Source organism: Aliidongia dinghuensis, from assembly GCF_014643535.1.
Lineage (GTDB): Bacteria > Pseudomonadota > Alphaproteobacteria > ATCC43930 > CGMCC-115725 > Aliidongia > Aliidongia dinghuensis.
This window is the reverse complement of record NZ_BMJQ01000025.1, coordinates 51074-70911: the sequence shown is the minus strand read 5'-3', so window position 1 is coordinate 70911 and position 19838 is coordinate 51074. Positions and strand designations below refer to the sequence as shown.

Genomic DNA, 19838 nt, shown 5'->3' with positions numbered 1-19838 from the left:
TCCGCTGCCGGCATCTCACGGGCGGCCAGCCCTTCGCGCTCGAGGATCGCCTGCTCAACCTCGGCGAGGTGCCGGACGCCCTCGACCAGGATTTCGCCACAGTGCCGCCGAACACCTGGCTCGTCGGGCACGTACCGTGGAGCGAGGCCGAACATCGCATCACCGCACAAAGCGCCGACGATGCCACGGCGGCTGCCCTCAATCTTGAGCCGGGCCATGCCTGTCTCGTCATCGAGCGTCGCACTTGGTGGAACGGGGCGCCGATCACGGCCGTCCGGCTCACCCATCCCGGCCATCTCTACGACCTCGTCGCGCATTTCACGCCCAGCGGCTAGGCGCTATGCGGCGGGCACCCGGGCGACGAACGGCTCGATCTCGGACCGGAGACGGTTTCGAGGGAGAGTTGGTCTCGTCAGACGGCAGTGCAATCATGCGTCAGCAATCACGGCATCAGTCGATAACCCCCAAGGTCGGTGATCAGGATCTCAGGCTTTGACGGGTCGAGTTCGATCCTTTGCCGAAGGCGGTAAATATGCGTTTCAAGCGTGTGGGTGGTAACAGCCGTGTTATAGCCCCACAGCTCGGTCAGGAGTTGATCTCGGCTGACCGCCCGGTCGCCGGACCGGAGGAGGAATTTCAAGATTGCCGTTTCCTTCTCGGTCAGGCGTATCTTTTTCTTGCCGCCCTCTGTCGCCAGGAGCTTCGTGCCCGGACGGAAACTGAAGGGCCCGATGGTGAAGATCGCGTCCTCGCTCAGCTCATGTTGACGTAGGAGCGCACGAAGCCGGGCCAAGAGAACGCCCAAGCGGAACGGCTTGGTCACGTAGTCATTGGCACCCGCTTCAAGGCCCAAAATCGTGTCCGCCTCGCTATCTGCGCCGGTCAACATGACGATGGGCGCGCGGACGCCGTTTCGTCGCATGACCCGGCAAAGCTCCCGCCCATCCATGTCCGGCAGGCCGACGTCGAGAATCAAGATGTCGAAGTAATGGTTCTTGGTAATCTCGAGCGCCGCTGCCGCGTCGCCGACCGATTCCGTCAGGAACTCCTCATGCAGGCGGAGTTGTTTGGTCAGTATCTCGCGCAGTTCACGGTCGTCATCGACCAAAAGAATCTTCTTCGGTGCTTTCATGGCGTTCCTCTGATTTCTACTCATCGCCCATTACTGACGGGGCGTATTTTGGAACTGACGGGAAGCGAGCGAGGGTTCGGCCCCCCAGGGACAACCCGGTCATTTGGGCAAACCGACACGAGCAGCTTCGGTCGCCTCCGGCTGAACAGCTGCCGGCCGACCACGGGTATGGCGGTATAGTTCGGCGTCCCGCTTGCGATGGTTACAAACCTGCCCGACGAACTTCACGCGGGGTTTACCGTCAGGATCCGTGGCCTCACGGTCATGCGTGTCGACACCGGGACGATTGACGCGATCTTGCCCGGCGGAAGCCGCGTACGGCACGGCTGCGGATCTGTTCCATTTCATGCGAGCACTCCAGGCCGGACGCCTGATTTCGCCCGCGAGCGTGCGGTGCTTCACGACCGGTCTCTCCCCGACATGGGATAGGCTCGGCCTCTATGGGCTGGGGTTCATCGAGCGACGAACGCCGCATGGCCGTATGCGAGGATCCGCACCGACTCTTCGAATATGAGCAAAAATTCAAGAATGCCGTCGACAATGCTCGCGCGAGCGACTGGTCGGCAGGGCTTCTTTCGTCGCCAATCACATTGCTGTGTAGTCGAACGCTCCCCATTGACACCCGTCGCTCGATGGCAGGACTGTTGGCGAAAATGATGATTGAACGTTCAAGTTCGAAGAGGAGGAATCGATGAAGATCGCCATTCTTGGAGCTGGCGGCGTCGGGGGATATTTCGGGGGTCGTCTTGCCGCGGCCGGCAACGATGTGACCTTCATCGCGCGGGGCGCGCATCTGGATGCCATCCGCCGTCAGGGCCTGCGCCTCCTGAGCCCGCTTGGGGAAATCCATGTTCCCAAGGTGAAGGCGGTCGAGACGATCGCCGAAGCGGGGGCCGTCGATCTCGTGCTGGTCGGCGTCAAGCTCTGGGACACGGAGGCGATTGCCCCCAGCCTGCGGCCGCTGGCAGAGCGGGGGGCGGCGATCCTCTCGCTGCAGAACGGCGTGCAGAAGGACGAAATTTTCCGACGGCATGTGCCGTCCCAGGCGATCATGGGCGGCGTGTGCTATATCGCGGCCTTGATCGAGGCACCCGGCATCATCCGGCATAATGGCACGATGCAGCGGCTCGTGTTCGGCGAGTACGGCGGGGCACGTTCGGCGCGAGGGGAGGCGCTCCTCGAGGCCTGCACCGGAGCCGGGATCGATGCCGAGCTAAGTGGCGAGATCGAGCGGCTGATCTGGGAGAAATTCGTCTTTCTTGTCGGCCTTTCGGGCACGACCGCATTGCTGCGCCAGCCGATCGGCCCGATCCGCGAGAATGCCGAATCCCGGGCCCTGCTGCTGGAGACGATGCGAGACGTCGTTGCCGTCGGGCGCGCGCGCGGCGTGCCCTTGCCGCCCGACTTCGCCGAAAACCGGCTGGCGTTCTGCGACACGATCCCGGCCACGATGACCTCGTCGATGCATGGCGACCTCGACCGGGGCAATCGCCTGGAGCTGCCGTGGCTGAGCGGCGGCGTCGTCGAGATGGGGGCCGCCGTCGGCGTGCCGACACCGGCCAACAAGAAGATTGCCGACGCGCTGGCGCCCTTCGTTCAAGGGAGGGCCTGATCCATGGCGGCGCCGTCTCTCACCCTGCGATCGATCTCGGCCACGGCGGTCGCCGTTCCCATGAAGCGGCCGCTCGGCACCAGCGCCGGCCAAATCGACACCGCGTCACTATTGCTCGTCGATCTGGCGACCGACGAGGGACCGTGCGGCACGGCTTACGCCTTCTGCTACCTGCCGTCGATCGCGCGCGGGCTCGTGCCGGTGGTGGCCGAGCTCGGCGCAGCGCTCGCCGGGCTGCCCCTGGCGCCACTCGACCTGTCGAAGCGGATCGCGCGGCATTTCAGGCTGCCTGGCGTTGTCGGGCCGCTTGCCATGGTTGCCTCGTCGGTCGACACGGCGATCTGGGACGCGCTCGCCATCGCCGCGGGCGTGCCGCTCGCGACCTATCTCGGCACTGAGCTCCGCCCCATCCCGGCGTACAACAGCAACGGACTCGGCCTCATGCCGCCGGATGCCGCGGCGGACGAGGCGGAGGCGTTGCTCGAGGGCGGCTTCCGGGCGGTCAAACTGCGCCTCGGACGCGCGACGTTCGAGCACGATTTGGCCGTTGCGCGCGCAGTGCGCCGACGGCTGCCTGACCCGATCGATCTGATGGTCGACTTCAACCAGGCCCTGACCTTCGCCCAAGCGATGCGGTATTGCCAGGCGCTGGACGGCGAGGGCGTCTACTGGATCGAAGAGCCGATCCGGCACGACGACTACCGCCATGCCGCCAAACTCGCGGCGGCGACGGCGACACCGATCCAGATCGGCGAAAACTTCACGGGGCTCCCGCCGATGGCTGCGGCCCTCGGGGCAGGCGCGTCCGATTTGGTCATGCTTGATCTCGACCGGATCGGCGGCATTACCGGGTGGCAGCAAGCAGCCGGGCTTGCCGCCTCATACAATCGAGAGGTCTCGTCTCATCTGTTCCCGGAAGTAAGCGCGCATCTGCTGATGGCGACGCCGACGCAGCACTGGCTCGAATACGTGGATTGGGCCGTGCCGATCTTGCAGGAGCCGCTCAAGATCGCCGAGGGCATGGCCCTCGTGCCCGATCGGCCCGGCCATGGCATGCGCTGGGACGATGCCGCCGTCACCCGTTTCCGCCTCGACTGAGGGGCACCCCGCGATGCCGCCACCGCTTCCCGACATCCGGGCGCTCGCCGTCCGGCAGTGGCGCGACTATCAGCGCCGGACACCGGGGACTTATTTCGGCGAGGGGCATGCGCCGCTTCATCTGTCGGATGCCTACCGGCTTCAGCGCGAGGTCGTGCGTCTGCGGCAGACGGCGGGGGACAGTACGATCGGCTACAAGATCGGCTGCATCGGGCCCGGCATCGTCGAGCAGTTCGGCATGGCCGGCCCCATTCGTGGCTATCTCTACAAGAGTGAGATGCATCCCTCCGGTGCCATGCTGGCGCACGCCGACTATGCCAACCTGGCGATCGAGGGGGAGATGGCGGTCGCCATCGGCCCGGGCGAGACAATTGTCGGCGCATTCCCGGTGATCGAGCTGCATCATTTCGTTTTTCGAGGTGCCAGCAAAACGCTCGTCGAGCTCGTCGCGAACAACGGTTTGAACGCGGGCGCGGTCTTGCCGCATGACCCGGCGCTGCCGCTTGAACGTTGGGCCGGATCGCAAGCGCTCACGATCAGGATCAACGGCGACGCGGTCGCCTCGGGCGGGCTGTGGTCCATGCCGGGCGGGGCGGTCGAGGCCGTTGCTTGGTTGGGCGCCCACCTCAAGGAGTGGGGCTTGCATCTGGCGCCCGGCGATCTGGTGCTGACCGGAACCCCTTTGGGGCTGCATCCGGTCCGGCCCGGCGATGCGGTGGCCGTATCGGTCGACGGAACGACCTTCGTCGAATGCAGAATTGTCTAGGCGGACAAGGAAGGGCAGTGATGGAGCAAGGATTATGGGGCGGGTAAGGACGTTCGACCTCGAAGAGCGACTGGATCGGGCTGTCGACGCGTTCTGGGAGCACGGCTTCGAAGGCAGCGCGCTGACGGCACTCTGCAAGACGATGGGGCTCTTCCCGGGGAGCCTCTACGGCACATACGGCGATAAGCGACGCCTTTACGTGCTGGCGATCGATCGATACATGTCGACCGTCTCTGCCGAGGCGGTCGAGATCCTCGGGCGCGACGCGTCGGGCCTCGGCGCCCTCCGGGCGTATTTCAGCAAGCTGATCGACGGCATGGTCGACGGCAAGCGCCAGTGGGGCTGCCTCATCACCAACACGATCGTCGAGCTGGCTCAGCGCGACGCCGAGGTGAAGGCGAAGGTCGACCTCCATCTGGCGCGGCTCGAGACCGCCCTGGCCGGAGCGATCGCGCGTGCGCGCCAAGCGGGTGAGATCCCGGCTGCGATCCGGGCCGGAACGCCGCTCGAAGATGCGGCCTTCCTTGTCTGCGTGGTTCAAGGCCTGAACGTGCTCGCCAAGACGAGGCCATCCCGGCAGCGTCTGGAGATGGTGGCGGCGACGGCGCTGGCGGCACTCGGCGTCGAGCGGAACGCCGGCTAAACAAAGATCTGCCAATATTCTTCAAGGATTATGTCAAGCCGACGCGGGGTTGCGCTGCGGTCTTCATTCACAGCGTTCAATCCGGGTCTGCCGGTAGCCGAAGGGGCTCTGCCGCAAAATCGGACAGCATACGAGGGCCAGCGTCTCTCAACGGACGACGGCGCGCGATATCCTGTGGATCGCCGAATTTTTGCAACAGAGCCGAAGATGCTAAGTCGAGATGGTGCGGATCTATAGATCGCTGCCGATCAACACCGTCACGCGCCGCTGCTGCTTGCGGTCGTGGCCGGCAATCGTCAATCCAGCCGCTCGACGATCGGACAATTGTTGATCACGCCGATGCTGCCGAAGGGCTTTCCCTTGGGCCCGGTAATGAGCCCGTCTTGCGCGTAGGTCAGGATCTGAAACTCTTCACGCAGTTGCTGGCGGTAGCCGGCCCGGATCGCCGCCGGCGTCCATTCGTAGAGATTGATATCCCAGGCCGGGCTGTAGTCGAGACCGAGGGTCGGGATGCCGCCGAGTGTGTTGTTCGGCCGGAAATTATCGGTGATCGCGGCGTCCAATCCTTGGCGAAGCGGATTGTTGCAGTCCGTAGCACCATTCTCCGCGATGAAGATCCGCTCCACGGGGCTGGAGAAGCTGTCGTCCCCGCCGACCGGAAGCTTGCCCAGCAGCGGTGCATAGGTTGCCCCCTCGATCGCGGCAACCGTCGGATCGCTGGAGTCCATCGACAAGTACCAGACGGGCCGCCCGAAGCTGAAACCGTTGATGAGCTGAAGCGTCACCGTCTTGTGGATGGTGTCGATCGCGACCACCTCGTCATGGACCCTGGTATAGTCGACGTTGCCGTTCGGAAAATTGATCTCCGACGCCTGGACGCCGAAGGCGATGATCGGGGCGTTGTAGATCGTGCCGTTCTGGTTGGTGACCATGACGAACGGGCTGTAATTCTTGTCGCCGACGGATCCGGGCACCGCCAAGGCAGGCGGATAGGCGTTCGGCGAGCCGGGGGTCAGCACGCGATGCGGCGCGAAGTTGACCCGCCCTTTCTGGAAATGAAGAACATTGTCCGCCCCGAAGCGGGCCGTCCGCGCGCCGATCGCGGCGAATTGGAGCTTGGCGGAAAAATTCAAGCCGAGCGCAGTCGCCTGAGATTCATCGCTGGTGTCGGTCAGAATGTACCATACGGGCGTGTTCGAGCCGTCATCCATGAAGCCCTCATAGAGCGGCAACGTAATGCGGCCGTTGATGTCGTCCACTGTGCCCGACTTCAGCAGTTGCGTCGGACCGACGAAGCTCGGATTCGTGTCCGACGCGGGCGGTCCGAAATAGCTGAGGCCAATGGTGGTGCCGACCGACGCGGGTGCCGGAAAGACGGTGCAGCCCGGACCATTGCTGGCCCGCGGCCCCTCTCCGGGACCATCCTTCGCGAATGCTGGAGACAATGTCGCAATGACGAGACTGAGCGCTCCAACGCTCGTCATGAGACGCTTGAGGAGACTGTTCGGCATTTCCCTATCCTTGTTATGCCAGACGCGTGGCGCGCCATTCCAATGTTCGTGATACGGAGAATGCAGGTGCGGTCGTAGCCGGGTATTCGCTTCGAAATTGGCATGAATTGCAAAGCAATGCTTTCTGAAATATTGGCGATCACCAATATTTTATTATAGAAATATGAGTGATCACTAATATTTGATGGGAGATGGATTCACGGATTGAGGGGATCGCGACGCGAAGCCACTCAATCCGATCCGTCAAATGCCGGGACTAAACAGGAATTTTCGCTGACATGTTCTCGCTGACCGAGATAACCCTCAGCGCGTTCGCTGGTCAGCGGATTGCGATGTCCAAGCGGACCATCCTATTCAGCAGCGTCAGCCGCTCGTCGAAAACTTTCACGAAAGCGAAGTGGAGAAACGCCGAGCTGTCGCTGAAACGCACCTCGCATCTGTTCTGGGCCTCGAATGGGCCAGAACGAACTTCAAACTGGATTAGATCCGCGGGGCGACGTCGCGCAGAAGCGATGCACAACGAGTGCTGATGGGGCTCGGTCGTCCGCCTCTTTTGCGCCTTAGCGCTCCTCCACCGATTGGAAAGCAGCTTGCTCCACCGGGCAGCCCTGGGGCCGGCACACGCCCTCATCGCAGAACCGACAGATCGATCGAGCGTCCGTCTCGCTCCGCGCCAGGCTTGCCAACACCGGCTCCAGCACCTCGGTCAGCGACGTGCGGGCCTTCATGATCGCCCGCGCGTGGGCGAGGCCCGCGCTTCTCAGCCAGAGCGCGACCGCGCGCTGCGGCCTCGGTGCGGGTCGCTTCGTCTTGCCCCTGGCGCCATCACCAGCACAGCGCCGCGGTTTTAACCGGCGCATCCCACAGCCGCATCGTATCGGCGTCGAGAATGCTCACCGTCAGCGAGCAGCCGGCCATGTCCAGGGACGTGACGAGCGAGCCCGTGAGGTATCGCGCCACGACCAGCCCGCGGGCTTGCAGAATGCGCCGGGCGGCGTTGACCATGAGATAGAGCTCCATCGATGGCGTGGCGCCAAAGCCGTTGACGAGCAGAAGACATTCGCGGCCTTCCGAGGGAGCGAGATCAGCCACGATGGATCCGATCATCTCTTCGGCAATGGCGTCCGCGGCTTCGAGGCGGGTGCGTTTGCGGCCGGGCTCGCCGTGGATGCCGACCCCCACTTCCATCTCGTCGTCGCCAAGCTGAAAGGTCGGCTTGCCTGCAGCGGGCACCGTACAGGGCGAGAGCGCCACGCCCATCGATCGGGTGCGCGCGTTCATCGCCCGGCCGAGCTGCTGCAATTCGGCCAACCCCATTGATTGCTCGGCGGCCGCCCCCAGGATCTTCTCCACCACCAGCGTGCCAGCCACACCGCGCCGGCCGGTGGACCAGGTGGAATTCGGCACAGCCACATCATCATCGATCACCACGGTGGCCATTCGATGGTCGCCGGCGATCTCGGCGGCCATTTCGAAGTTCATGACATCGCCTTCGTAGTTCTTGACGATCAGCAGACTGCCGGCGCCCGTGTCGACCGCCTCGATCGCCTCGACGATCTGGTCCGGTGTGGGCGAGGTGAACACCTGGCCCGGGCAGGCGGCATCGAGCATGCCGCGGCCGACAAAGCCACTGTGCAGCGGCTCGTGGCCTGAGCCGCCACCGGAGATCAGCGCAACCTTGCCGGGGGTCAGTGTGCGGCGGCGGATGAATTTGCGATCTGCTGCCAGCGTCACGATATCGGCGTGTGCCGCCGCGAACCCGTCCAGGCTTTCCGCGAGCATGGTGTCGGCGGCGTTCATCAGCTTCTTCATCGTATTTTCCTCCCTGGCGACCGATTGTTTGTGAGCCGATTTCAGTCGTCTTGCGTGGAGAGCAGCCGGGCCATCTGCCGGGCATACTCGGCCATCATGTCATCCAGCTGCTGATTGCGCTTGGCGCTGCCGAGATCCGGCACGGACAGCGTGATCTCACGGACTTTCGGCTGCGCCTCGGCGGCCTTGCGGCGCTCCGGATGGGCCCGGTCGTACGCCGCCAGGAACGCCGTGCGCTCCGTCATGGAGAAATGGCAGACCTCGAAGATCGTCTCCAGATGCTGCACCGGAATCGGTACGGTGTAGATCGGATTGGTCAGTTGCGAGACAAAGGACCGATTGGTGCCGAGCGCCTTCGCCAGCCTGTGGCGGGTGCCGGAGGGGCGATTGTCGCAGACGATTTGCAATAGGCGCTTATAGTCGGCGACCGGGCTGCTGGAAACGTCGCTCATGGCAGCGTCAGGCGCAGGTCGGTTGCGGCCACGGCCTCTTTGGTACGCTCCAAGGCCGATGGTGCTACCGACAGTGACCGCAACCCGGTTCGCAGCAGGGTCGTCACCAGGGCTGGATCGGCGCCGGCATCGCCGCACAGGCTCACCTCGCGACCGGCCTCCGCGCCGTGCCGGACGATTGCCGCGATGAGCCGCAGCACGGCGGGGTTCCGCGGATTGGCCAGTTCGGCCACGGCCGCAATGTCGCGGCCGGCGGCGGTCACGTACTGGATGAGGTCGTTGGAGCCGATCGAGAAGAATCCGGCGTTGAATTCATCAATTGCAATGGCCGCAGCCGGCACCTCGACCATGATGCCCAACGCCGGCCGGCGCGCCGCGATGCCTTCGGCAGCAAGACTGTCGACTGCTTCATTGAGCATCGCCCGAGCAGCCTCAAGCTCGGCCGGGATAGTTACCATCGGTAGCATGATGCGCACATTCCCATGCACGGCCGCCCGGGCAAGGGCGCGCAATTGCGTGCGAAATAGGTCCGGGTGACGCAGCGACAGGCGGATGCCGCGCAAACCCAGGAACGGATTGCTTTCGCCGTCGATGGTAACCCCGGGGATCGGCTTGTCGCCGCCGGCATCCAGCGTGCGAATGGTGACCGGCCGCCCTTCCGCCCACACAGCCAGGCGCCGATAGGCCTCGAACTGGGTGTTCTCGTCGAGCAGGGCGGCCTGGTCGCGGAACAGCAACTCGGTTCGGACCAGACCGATGCCATCGCAGATCGCCGGGTCGAGCCCGTCGAGTTCGGCAATATCGCTGATGTTGAGGTTCATTTTGATGCGAGCGCCATCGGCGGTCCTGGCGTCGCGATAACGATATTCGGCCCGGCCGGCGCTGACTGCGGCTTCGGTGCGGCACTTCGCGGCAAAGTCGGCACGGGTGGCATCGCTCGGATCCAGCACCACTTCGCCCGAGACGGCGTCGACCAGCGCTTCGACACCCGCAAGGGAAGCGGGCGCACCGCCGACCCCGGTGACCATCGGCACGCCGCGGGCCCGCGCCAGCATGGCGACATGGCCGGATGGGCTGCCATCGGTCAACACAATGGCACCACCACGCAGCCAGTCGATGGAGAGGAAGCGGGAGAGGGGCAGGTCGGCCGCCACCACGACGGCGCCGGCGGGAATTGCCGCCGCTTCGGATCCAGGGGTGAGCTGCCGCAGCACGCGGTCGCGGATGTCCTCGAGATCGGCGGTGCGGGCCGCGAAATATTCGTCACCAGCCGCATAATGTGCGATCTCGGCCGCCATCACGTCGCACCAGGCGACATCCGCCGACGCCCCGCCGACGATCGCGTCCCACGCCGGTCGGGCGAGCTCGTCGTCGGACAATATCGCCAGCTGAAAACCCAGCATGTCCGCGGCATCGTCGGCAAGGCGGCGGACTTGCATTTCCAGCTCGGCAAGAGCGGCCGCAATGGCTTGCTGCAGTGCCGCTGTTTCCTCGGCCGCCTCCCCTGCCGGGCGCCGCTCAGCGAGCCCGGGGTCCAGCACGGCGACCATGCCGTGCGCCAGGCCGGGGGCGGCGCTGCGGCCGTGCAGGCGGCGCTCAGCCATGCGGATTGCCCTCATGCTCGCCGAAGCCCTCGCGCACCAGCGCCATCACGGCTTCGGAGGCGGCGTTGGCACCGGCGCCCGTCGTGCGGACATGCAGGACCGAGCCGCGCGGCGCCTTTACGCGCATCACCTTCACCGGGCTTTTGGCGTCCACCCATGGGCCGTCGGCCGACAGCGCGATTTCCACGGCACAGCTGAACGACTTGGCGAGGCCGGTGAGCTTGACCGAAGGACGAGCATGCAGCCCGGCGGGATTGGTCAGCTCGGCGCTCGCGATCACAACCTCAATGGGAGATCCATTCCTCATTGCGGCGACAGCTCCTCGGCGGTGCGCCGGACGATCTCGAGCGAGGAGCCGCCTGAGGCTTCGGCGGCGGCGATGACGGCGCCCTCGACGATCGGCGCGTTGCACACCACCACCCGGTCGCGCCGGTCTTCGGGCAACAGCTCCACGGCCATCTCGCTGTTGGTTTCGGCCCCGCCGAGATCGACCAGGATTGCGACGCCCGCCTCGGACCAGGCGCTGTCGATCGCTGCGACAATGGCGGCAACATCGGTGCCCAGCCCGCCGTTCGGATCGCCGCCGGCGCAAGCCAGCTTCACGCTGTTGCCCACCATCTGGCGGACCATGTCCGCCGCACCCTCCGCGATCTTGGGTGAATGTGACACGATGACAATTCCAACATTGGCCAAAACTCAGTCCTCCTCAAAGCTCAGGCCTCCCCAAAACTCAGTCCCCCAAGGCACGGCAAACGGCCGCGGTGATCAATGCCGAGGAACAGGCGCCGGGGTCCATATGCCCGATAGAGCGCGCGCCGAGAAACGACGCTCTCCCGCGGGTGGCCTCCATCGGAACGGTCGCTTCGGCCGCGGCTTGGGCAATGGCGGGGAGCCGATGCGGCAGATCGGGGGCACCCGCCGACAAGGCAGCCTCGATCGGCACCAGCACATCCAACATGGTCTTTTGCCCCGGCTGGGATTTGCCGCGCGCCTTCACCGCCGCCACGCCGCCGGCGAAGGCCGCGGCTATGTTGGCGCCGTCCGGGGAGATCGCCTTGCCCATCGCCATGAGCAGAGTGCCATAGAGCGGACCGGAGGCACCACCGATCTTCATCACCAGCTGCAGGCCGATGGCACCAAGCGCCTCGGGCAGCGGTTTGGCGGCAAGGAGTGCGGCATCGGCGCGCACCGCGTCGAAGCCGCGTTTCATGTTGAGGCCGTGATCGCCATCTCCGATCGCCTGGTCAAGGGCGGTCAGCTCGTCAGCATGGTCAATGACGGCGTCAGCCACCGTCACGATCACCCGGTGCAGTTGTTCTGGTGTCATGCGCACACCCGTTGGCCGGAATTGTTGAAGACCTGCCGGGGTCCTATCGACGCTTCAGGCGGACGCACTTTGTGTCGCGGTGGCCGATAGGGCCAGCGACCTCAGAACGGCCGCGACCGCGATGGCACCGGGATCCGGGACGCCCCGAAGATCCTCTGCCTTGAGATAGCTCGAGCGTCCGGCGCTCGTTACAACGACATCGGCCGTGCGAGCCGCACCCGCCTCCGCCGCTTTTGCGGCCGCCACGAGGTCGCCGCCCTCTTCCATGGCACGGATTGCCGGTCCAAGTGCGTCCAGCATCGTCCGCTCGCCCTCACTGGCACCTCCATAGAAGGCGACTCGGTCGAAACCGGCCCGCAACGCCTCCGGCCAATCCCCGAGCTTGTTCAGCGTCCCGCCGACCGCCGCGAGAAAGATCGATGCGATCACGCCACTCGACCCGCCCATGGCTTTGCTCGTGCGGTGCGCCATGGCGAGCAGCGTCTCGCCCCAGGCCGGCTGTACGAAAGCGTCGAGATCATCGCGCAGTCCCTGGGCGGCGTGAGCGACCGTCGAGCCAGTGTCACCGTCGCCGACCTTGCTGTCGAGCCGGTTCAGCACGTCCTTGCTCGCGATCAACGCCGTCAGGGCTGCCTCGATCGCGGCACGTACCGGCTCCGTCTCGGGCGTTGCCACGCACGCCGTCCTCAATCTCTCCGTTCGGAGCGATTCTGGCAACGGCAGGACCTTTAGCGGACCCACCGGTGTCGCGCCCGGCCAGCCTTTGGCCTCGGTCGGGGCGAGCAGTGCTGCGCGGCGCTCGGCATCGAGGGGCAGTATCGACAGCGAGAAGCCCTTCATGTCGAGCGAGGTCATCATCGGCGCCGGGCCGACGACGAGTTCGATCTTGGCGCCCAAGGGGGACGACAGAACCGCTTCCGTGACGACCGCAAGTTCAATCGGGGGGAGGCCGCCCAGGTTGTTGATCAAGAGTGCGAATGGCCCGGCCTCGCCCGCTATCCCGAGCCGATTGATCATGGTTCTGACTGTCTCGCGCGCCGTCTCGACCGAGCTGCGCTCGACCCCAGGCTCACCGTGAATGCCGAGGCCGAGTTCGGCTTCGCCGGCATGGATACGAGCTTCCGGTGACTGGCCTGGGACTGTGCAGGTAGACAACGCCATGCCGATGGAGCGCGTTGCCTCCGCCGCCCCGCGGGCCGCAGTCGCCACGGTCTCCAGGTCATGCCCGGCTTCCGCGGCTTGGCCGGCGACCTTGTGGACGAATAGCGTGCCGGCGATACCGCGCGGCCGGGCGATGGCGGGCAGGGCGACGTCGTCGCCCACGATCAGGGTCTCGACCTTTATGCCGAGTGCGCGCGCCCGTTCGGCCGCGAGGCCGAAATTCAGGCGATCGCCAGTGTAGTTCTTGACGATAAGGAGCACGCCCTTCTCCCCCGCGACCGTCAGGATCGCGGCCAGCACCGCGTCGGTGCTGGGCGAGGCGAACACGTCACCGCATACGGCTGCCGTCAACATGCCGCGTCCAACGAAGCCGACGTGCGCCGGCTCGTGCCCGGCGCCTCCGCCCGACACGATCGCGACTTTGGAACGATCCCAATCGGCGCGCAGGACAACCCGGATGTCAGGGTATCCGTCGAGCCGAGCAAGACGACCGCCCGAAACGAGCAGCTCGCCATCGATTGCCTCCGCGACGAGTGCGGCGCGTGTGTTCAGCAGGTGGGTCATCTTCGGTTCCTCCTCTACGTGCCGGTCGGCAGGCGAGGCGTCTAAGTGCGCCTCTGCTGTTTATCTGTCGGTCGCAAACTAAACATGTCAAGTACGTGATGTTGTGCAGCGCAGCAAATCTTCTTGACGCGATGCGCAGCAAAAATCGGGAGAAATCAGAGGAATTCGACGAATCTGGTCTAGCCGCTTGTTGCCGCGACATCGAGTTGACATGCTTAGTGAATCATGTTCGACTAAACATTCTAATGTCCGATCGGACCGGCGAATGGCGCCGGTGATGGCGAGCTTGAGGTTATCAAGCCCGTGCGGATCCGGCCGTGTCTCCGATCAACGAAAGAAAAAAATCGGGAGGATTCCAATGCTGGCAAGTCCAATAGTTGGCGAGTTCATGGGCACTGCTATGCTCGTGCTTTTCGGAACCGGCGTCGTCGCCAACGTTTGTCTCAGCGAGAGTAAAGGGAACAGTTCCGGGTGGGGCGTCATCGCGACCGGCTGGGCGCTCGCGGTGCTCATCGGCGTTTTCACCGCGCTGCTGTTCGGCAGTCCGGACGCGAACATCAATCCGGCTGTCACTCTCGCGTTCGCCATCGCCACCGGGGACGTCTCAAAGCTTGTCCCATACGTTCTGGCACAGTTCGCGGGTGCGTTTGTCGGCGCGCTGCTGATGTATCTGACCTACCTCGTGCAATGGTCCAAGACGGCCGATCCTGGCCTGAAGCTCGCGTGTTTCGCGACCGGACCTGCCGTGCGCTACCCTCTGGCGAACCTCCTGACCGAGGCCATCGCGACCATGACGCTGGTGCTCGGCGTGGCGGCAATCTTCTCCAAAACAGTATCGGCGACGGGGCCGGCCGCGGGGCTGGGACCATTCCTTGTAGCCGGCGTGGTGTGGGGTATCGGACTTTCGCTGGGCGGTCCGACAGGTTTTGCGGTCAACCCGGCGCGAGACCTGGCCTCACGCATCGCCCATACAATCCTGCCCCTCGGCGCGAAAAAAGGCCCGTCGGACTGGGGATATGCGTGGATACCGGTGGTCGGTCCGTGCCTTGGCGCGGCCGTGGCGGCCTTGCTGCTGCGCGCGATCGGCTGATCCCCGGGGCGTTCCGACGGCACGACCACATCGATGAGGCCTCGCCATTTTCGTCTGACCGGCTCGACCGCTCTTTCGAGAAGCTCGCGAATCGCTGCCCTTGGCGGGCGCCGTGTCGCCGTGTTGCTGGCCTCGGCGGAATGGCCCGCGGCAGAGGCTGCGGACAGCAAGAAACGGCGGTCGTTCTGGAGCGTCATCCGGGGCGACCCCTGCGGGAGGCAGAGACCTGCCGGCCATCGTCGATGGTGTCACAGCAACGCAGCACCTTTACCGGCATGCATATTTTGCGATAGCAAGTGGCTGTTTTCCGCTGGCTGCTGCCCATATGTCTTTCCCGAGCGGGCCGGGAGTTTAGGAACGGAATGGCGCAGAAATTTGGCTTGGCGCGCATTTGGCAAGGACGCAGCTATGACCTCGGGCGCATGACGCTGCCCGAACTCTGGTGGGCCTACGCTACCTATCCGGCGATCCTGCTTTATGCGGGCGCAGGGCTCGCGGCGGCCGCCGTCGCGATCGCGACAGCGACGGGGTGGACGGACGTCGTCCCGCCCATTTTTGCGGTACTGGCGGTCTACCCGGTCGCCTGGTACATGATCCACCGTTTCATCCTGCATGGCCGGTGGCTCTACAAGATGAACTGGTCGGCAGCGCTCTGGAAACGCATCCACTTCGACCATCACCAGGACCCGCACAAGCTCGAGGTCCTGTTCGGCGCGCCCAGCAACACGCTGCCGACGATCGCGCTTGTGACGCTGCCGATCGGCTATGCGATCGCCGGCGCGCCCGGAGCGGCGACGGCGCTCGCCGCAGGGCTCTTCACGACCTGCGTCTACGAGTTCATCCACTGCATCCAGCATCTGAACTACAAGCCGAAGAGCCGGTTCATCCAGCGGCTGAAGCGGGACCATCTCGCCCACCATTTCCACAATGAGAACGGCAACTACGGCATCACGAGCTTTACGCCCGACCGGCTGCTCGGCACCTACTATCGCCAGGTGCGCGACGTGCCGAAGAGCCCGACTGTCTACAACCTCGGCTACGATCTCGACGAGGCACGCCGCTATCCTCGCGTGATGGAACTGACCGGCTCCCCGCCGCGCGATCGTCCGCCTTCCGCCTTTGCCGCTTCCGACCTCAAGGCCGCTCAGTGACAGCCATCGAAATTGTCCCGGTTGAGGGGCGCGCGCTCCTCAACCGCTTCATCCGCCTGCCCGAACGGCTCCAGCGCGACGATCCCCACTATATCGCGCCGCTTCATCTGGAACGGCTGGAGGCGCTGACGCCGAAGAACCCGTTCTTCGGTCATGCCGACGTGCAGTTCTGGATCGCGCGCAAGGACGGGCGCGACGTCGGACGGATCAGTGCGCAGATCGACCATCAGGCACTGGCCGTACGGCCCGACAAGACCGGCCTGTTCGGCCTCATTGCGGCGGAAGACGATCCGGCGGTATTCCAGGCGCTCGTCGCAACGGCGGCGGACTGGCTGCGCGCCCGCGGCATGCAGCGGATGCAGGGCCCATTCAACCTCAACATCAACGAGGAAATGGGGCTGCTGGTCGATGGCTTCGACAAGCCGCCCATGCTGCTGATGGGGCATGACCGGCCACACGTCGGCCGACGCCTCGAAGAGCTGGGACTGCGGAAGGCAAAGGACGTCTTAGCCTACCTCTATGACATTACCGTCGACCTGCCGGCAGGCGCCCGCCGCCTCATCGACCGGCCGTTGCCCAAGGAGATCGTGGTCCGGCGCCTTGACCTCAAGCGCTACAACGACGAAGTCCGGACGATCACCGAGATCTTCAACGACGCCTGGGTCGACAATTGGGGTTTCGTGCCGCTCACGGAAATCGAGACCGACCATCTTGCGAAGTCGCTGAAGCCGCTGCTCGACCCGCGCCTGGTGAGCATCGTCGAGCAGAAGGGCGAGCCCGTGGGCTTCCTCGTCTGCCTGCCCAATCTCAACGAGGCGATCCGTGATCTGGGCGGCAGGCTGCTGCCGTTCGGCTGGGCCAAGCTGCTGTGGCGCCTCAAAGTTTCGGGCGTGAAGACGGCCCGCGTGCCGCTCATGGGCATCAAGCGCGCGGCCTCGCAAGGCGTGATCGGCAAGCTGCTGCCGTTCCTGCTGATCGACGCGGTCCGCAAGGAGGCCGCCGGCATGGGCTTCACCCATGTCGAGCTGTCATGGATCCTCGAGGACAATCTGCCGATGCGGCACATGAACGAGAGCCTGGGCGGCGTCGCCTACAAGACCTATCGCATCTACGAACAGCCGCTTTAGCGCGTCGGTCCCGCCGCGCCGTTACGGCAGCCACCCGGCTGCCCGGTACCAGGCCACGGTTTCGCGAAATCCTTCGGCAATGCCGATCTTCGAGCGATAGACCGCGGCGGGCAGCGCCTCGCCGGCCGGGACCGACCAGTCCGGGTGCAGCATCTCGCGTGCCTTGCCGGTCGTGAAGATCGGCGCGCGGCCGCCAAGGCGTCCCCACCAGGCCGAGATCTGGCCGGCAGTGAGCAGGAGGCCGTCCGGGATGAGAACTAGGCGGGGGTTGCTGCCGACTGCCCGGGCGGCTTCCCTTAGCAGATCCCCGAGCGCGTACCCGGCGGGATTGGGATCGGCGAGCGCATAGCAGCCGGCGTCGCCGACGCCAAGTGCCAGTCGCGCGATCGCGCCCGCGGCGTCGCTGACATGCACGACGGCGGCACGGCCGGACCCGAAGACGGGTGCCACCGCGCGGGATGCGGCCTGGAAGATCGCCAGGGTCTCGCGATCTCCGGGGCCGTAGATCGCAGGCGGCCGGACGATGACCAGGCGGCCCGGTGCATCGGCATAGGCGGCACACGCGGCCTCTTCGCCGGCATGCTTGCTGGCGGCGTAATCGGAGAGCTGCGGCTCGCGCGCCGCAAGCGAGGAGACCGCAACGAAGCGGGCGTCGGGCGCACCGCGCCGTGCCGCGATGGCGACGGCTCGCGTCCCGTCGCGGTTGGTCTTGAGGAAGGCGTCGCGATCCCGCGCCTTGATGAGGCCGGCGGCATGCACAACCGCGTCGGCCCTCGCGACGAGCCGATCGAGCGCGTGCGGGTCGTCGAGGTTGCCCATGACGACTTCAGGCGCAACACCGGCCCAGAGCTCAGGGGCCGGATCGCGCCGGGCGAGGATGCGTACCCGTGCCCCTTCGCATCCGAGCGCCATCACCAGATGCCGGCCGAGAAATCCCGTGGCACCGGTGACGGCGACGATGCGATCGCCGCTCATTCGGCGCCGGCGTCTGCCGGTACAGCCACACGGGAAAATTCGCCGGCGAGATACATCGTGCGGGCCCGGCTGCGGCTGAGCTTGCCCGACGAGGTCTGGGGCAGGCTGTGCGGCGGCACGAGGACGATTTTCGAGTCGAGCCCATGGCGGCCGCGCAGCACGTTGGCGACCTCGGTCGCCAACGCGTCTCGCATCGCCGGTTCCGAGCTGCGGCACTGGACAAGCGCCACGACTTCCTCGTCGGTCTCGCCGTCGACCGAGAACACGGCGACGTCGCCGCTGCGCAACAGTGCCAGCTCGGCCTCGACGGCCCACTCGAGGTCTTGAGGCCAGAGGTTGCGCCCATTGACGATGATGAGATCCTTGGCCCGGCCGGTGATGACGATCTGTCCATCGACGAGATATCCGAGGTCGCCGGTGTCGAGCCAGCCGTCGTCCGACATCACGCGGGCGGTCTCTTCGGGGGCGTCGAAATAGCCGGACATCAGGCTCGGGCCGCGCACGAAGATGCGCCCGACCCGCCGGTCCGGCAGCAGGCGGCCCGCTTCGTCGCGGATCTCGATGTCGTGGTCGGGCAGCATGCGGCCGCACAGCACGAAGGTGCGCGTGCGCCGCCGGGTGTCCCGCGCGGGCGCCGCACGATGCTCGGCTTCCAGGATCGCGCTGTCGATGACGTCGTGCCGGGCCCCTTCGCCCGCCGGCATGAAGCTGAGGGCGAGCGTCGCTTCGGCCATGCCATAGCTCGGCACGAAGGCCCCGGCTTTGAAGCCGTGCGGGCCAAACCGTTCGGCAAAGCGGGTGAGCACGTTCGGACGGATCATGTCGCCGCCGATGCCGGCGCTGCGCCAGCTCGACAGGTCGATGCCGTCGATCGAGGCGGTTTCGCTCCGCCGCACGCACAGTTCGTAGCCGAAGGACGGGCTGTAGGAGACGGTCGCGCGGTTGCGGCTGATAAGGTTGAGCCACAGGAGCGGGCGGCGGGCGAAGTCGCGCGTCGAGATCACGTCGACCGTCATCTGACAGGCGATCGGCGTCAGCAGGAAACCCACCAAGCCCATGTCGTGGTAGAATGGCAGCCAGGTGATGGCGCGGTCGCCGTCGCCGATAGCGAGGCCGTCGCGGCCCATGCCTTGCGCGTTGGCCATGAAGGCGCGTTGCGTAACCGCGACACCGAGCGGAAAGCGCGTGCTGCCCGACGAGAATTGCAGGTAGCTGAGGCCATCCGGATCCTGGGCCGGCAATTCGCCGGCGACAGGGGGCGAGCCGTCGAGCGCCCGGAGGGTGCCCGCGGCCTTCAGGTCGAGATCCGCAACCACTTCCTCGAGCCAAGCCTCAAGCATCGCCGGGCCAAAGGCGGCACTCACCCGCGCGCTCTGCAGCATGCGCTTCAGATGGGCGATGTAGCCGTCCTTGCCGCCGAACGCGGCCGGCAGCGGCAGCGGCGCCGGCACAAGACCCGCGTATTGGCAGGCGAAGAACGCGCGCACGAAATCCCCGTCGCTTTCCGCGACGAGGCCGACTCGATCGCCTGGCTCGAGGCCTGCACCGAGCAGCCGCCGGGCGAGATCGATCGCTTGTTCGCGCAGAGCACGATAGGGCAGCGCCTCGATCAGCGTGCCTTTGCCCGAATAAAAATTGAGGCCCGTCGGGCCCTTGGCTGCGTAGTCCAGTGCTTCGGCGATGCTGCCGAAATCCGCATAGCGCGTTGGCAGCTCGGGGTGATGGGAAGCCGTCGGTTCTGTCATGTCGAGAAATTGCTCCAGCCCATCGTTCGTGCAGCTACCAGAATAGGGTAAAGATGGCAATGCTGCCC

Annotated in this window: 20 protein-coding genes; 9 read left to right on the top strand and 11 right to left on the bottom strand. The window is 65.4% G+C overall.

Translation table 11 applies throughout. The annotated features are described in order from the left end of the window. The coding region (locus IEY58_RS31365; RefSeq protein ID WP_189052125.1) for a UTRA domain-containing protein at positions 1-335 on the top strand (335 nt) is incomplete at its 5' end. Between the two features lie 107 nt (positions 336-442). On the opposite strand, the gene IEY58_RS31360 is transcribed toward IEY58_RS31365, so the two are convergent. Beyond that, a complete protein-coding gene (locus IEY58_RS31360; RefSeq protein WP_189052124.1) occupies positions 443-1132 on the bottom strand; it encodes a response regulator transcription factor in 690 nt (229 codons plus the stop codon). 691 nt (positions 1133-1823) lie between these two features. Between IEY58_RS31360 and IEY58_RS31355 the strand changes: the two genes are divergently transcribed. The 4 genes from IEY58_RS31355 to IEY58_RS31340 are packed head-to-tail and all read left to right on the top strand — an operon-like array spanning position 1824 to position 5251. Then, the gene (locus tag IEY58_RS31355; RefSeq protein ID WP_189052123.1) at positions 1824-2744 is read left to right on the top strand and encodes a ketopantoate reductase family protein; all 921 of its coding nucleotides are present in this window, start codon (positions 1824-1826) and stop codon (positions 2742-2744) included. A gap of 3 nt (positions 2745-2747) precedes the next feature. Continuing rightward, positions 2748-3842: an enolase C-terminal domain-like protein gene (locus tag IEY58_RS31350; protein ID WP_189052122.1), complete on the top strand. Its 1095-nt coding sequence runs from the start codon at positions 2748-2750 to the stop codon at positions 3840-3842. A 13-nt stretch (positions 3843-3855) separates the two neighbouring features. Further along, positions 3856-4608, top strand: coding sequence for a 2-keto-4-pentenoate hydratase (locus IEY58_RS31345; protein ID WP_189052121.1), 753 nt, complete (start codon positions 3856-3858; stop codon positions 4606-4608). Between the two features lie 34 nt (positions 4609-4642). Beyond that, complete coding sequence (locus IEY58_RS31340; protein WP_189052120.1) at positions 4643-5251, top strand: TetR/AcrR family transcriptional regulator; 609 nt, start codon at positions 4643-4645, stop codon at positions 5249-5251. 296 nt (positions 5252-5547) lie between these two features. Here IEY58_RS31340 and IEY58_RS31335 read toward each other — a convergent pair whose 3' ends face one another. Continuing rightward, positions 5548-6762, bottom strand: coding sequence for a hypothetical protein (locus IEY58_RS31335; RefSeq protein ID WP_189052119.1), 1215 nt, complete (start codon positions 6760-6762; stop codon positions 5548-5550). 278 nt (positions 6763-7040) lie between these two features. Between IEY58_RS31335 and IEY58_RS31330 the strand changes: the two genes are divergently transcribed. After that, complete coding sequence (locus tag IEY58_RS31330; RefSeq protein ID WP_189052118.1) at positions 7041-7292, top strand: hypothetical protein; 252 nt, start codon at positions 7041-7043, stop codon at positions 7290-7292. 295 nt (positions 7293-7587) lie between these two features. Here IEY58_RS31330 and dhaK read toward each other — a convergent pair whose 3' ends face one another. From dhaK to IEY58_RS31295, 7 genes are read right to left on the bottom strand one after another with little or no spacing between them, the layout of a single operon-like run. Then, positions 7588-8574 (bottom strand): dihydroxyacetone kinase subunit DhaK, encoded by a 987-nt coding sequence (gene dhaK / locus IEY58_RS31325; RefSeq protein ID WP_189052117.1) that lies wholly within the window; start codon positions 8572-8574, stop codon positions 7588-7590. 41 nt (positions 8575-8615) lie between these two features. Beyond that, the gene (locus tag IEY58_RS31320; RefSeq protein WP_189052116.1) at positions 8616-9026 is read right to left on the bottom strand and encodes a hypothetical protein; all 411 of its coding nucleotides are present in this window, start codon (positions 9024-9026) and stop codon (positions 8616-8618) included. After that, entirely contained in the window at positions 9023-10630 is a 1608-nt protein-coding gene (locus IEY58_RS31315) for a phosphoenolpyruvate--protein phosphotransferase (RefSeq protein ID WP_189052115.1), read from the bottom strand. The genes IEY58_RS31320 and IEY58_RS31315 overlap by 4 nt, the downstream gene beginning before the upstream one ends. Next, a complete protein-coding gene (locus IEY58_RS31310; RefSeq protein WP_229744098.1) occupies positions 10623-10910 on the bottom strand; it encodes an HPr family phosphocarrier protein in 288 nt (95 codons plus the stop codon). Before IEY58_RS31310 ends, IEY58_RS31315 begins: the two co-directional genes overlap by 8 nt. A gap of 23 nt (positions 10911-10933) precedes the next feature. Further along, entirely contained in the window at positions 10934-11323 is a 390-nt protein-coding gene (gene dhaM / locus IEY58_RS31305; protein ID WP_189052113.1) for a dihydroxyacetone kinase phosphoryl donor subunit DhaM, read from the bottom strand. Between the two features lie 37 nt (positions 11324-11360). Further along, positions 11361-11957: a dihydroxyacetone kinase subunit DhaL gene (dhaL, locus tag IEY58_RS31300; protein WP_189052112.1), complete on the bottom strand. Its 597-nt coding sequence runs from the start codon at positions 11955-11957 to the stop codon at positions 11361-11363. Between the two features lie 54 nt (positions 11958-12011). Next, positions 12012-13682 (bottom strand): dihydroxyacetone kinase subunit DhaK, encoded by a 1671-nt coding sequence (locus tag IEY58_RS31295; protein WP_189052111.1) that lies wholly within the window; start codon positions 13680-13682, stop codon positions 12012-12014. A 358-nt stretch (positions 13683-14040) separates the two neighbouring features. Between IEY58_RS31295 and IEY58_RS31290 the strand changes: the two genes are divergently transcribed. The 3 genes from IEY58_RS31290 to IEY58_RS31280 all read left to right on the top strand — a co-directional run bounded on the left by IEY58_RS31290 (position 14041) and on the right by IEY58_RS31280 (position 17050). Beyond that, a complete protein-coding gene (locus IEY58_RS31290) occupies positions 14041-14772 on the top strand; it encodes an MIP/aquaporin family protein (RefSeq protein ID WP_189052110.1) in 732 nt (243 codons plus the stop codon). A gap of 362 nt (positions 14773-15134) precedes the next feature. After that, on the top strand, positions 15135-15923 hold the full coding sequence (locus IEY58_RS31285) for a sterol desaturase family protein (RefSeq protein WP_189052109.1): 789 nt from the start codon (positions 15135-15137) through the stop codon (positions 15921-15923). Beyond that, positions 15920-17050 carry a dATP pyrophosphohydrolase gene (locus IEY58_RS31280; RefSeq protein ID WP_189052108.1) on the top strand — a complete coding sequence of 377 codons (1131 nt, stop codon included), beginning with the start codon at positions 15920-15922 and terminating at the stop codon, positions 17048-17050. Before IEY58_RS31285 ends, IEY58_RS31280 begins: the two co-directional genes overlap by 4 nt. 21 nt (positions 17051-17071) lie before the next feature. Here IEY58_RS31280 and IEY58_RS31275 read toward each other — a convergent pair whose 3' ends face one another. Both IEY58_RS31275 and IEY58_RS31270 read right to left on the bottom strand, forming a co-directional pair. After that, positions 17072-18025, bottom strand: a complete 954-nt coding sequence (locus tag IEY58_RS31275; protein ID WP_189052107.1) for an NAD-dependent epimerase/dehydratase family protein — start codon at positions 18023-18025, stop codon at positions 17072-17074. Beyond that, on the bottom strand, positions 18022-19770 hold the full coding sequence (locus IEY58_RS31270; protein WP_189052106.1) for a fatty acyl-AMP ligase: 1749 nt from the start codon (positions 19768-19770) through the stop codon (positions 18022-18024). Before IEY58_RS31270 ends, IEY58_RS31275 begins: the two co-directional genes overlap by 4 nt. Between the last annotated feature and the right edge of the window lie 68 nt (positions 19771-19838).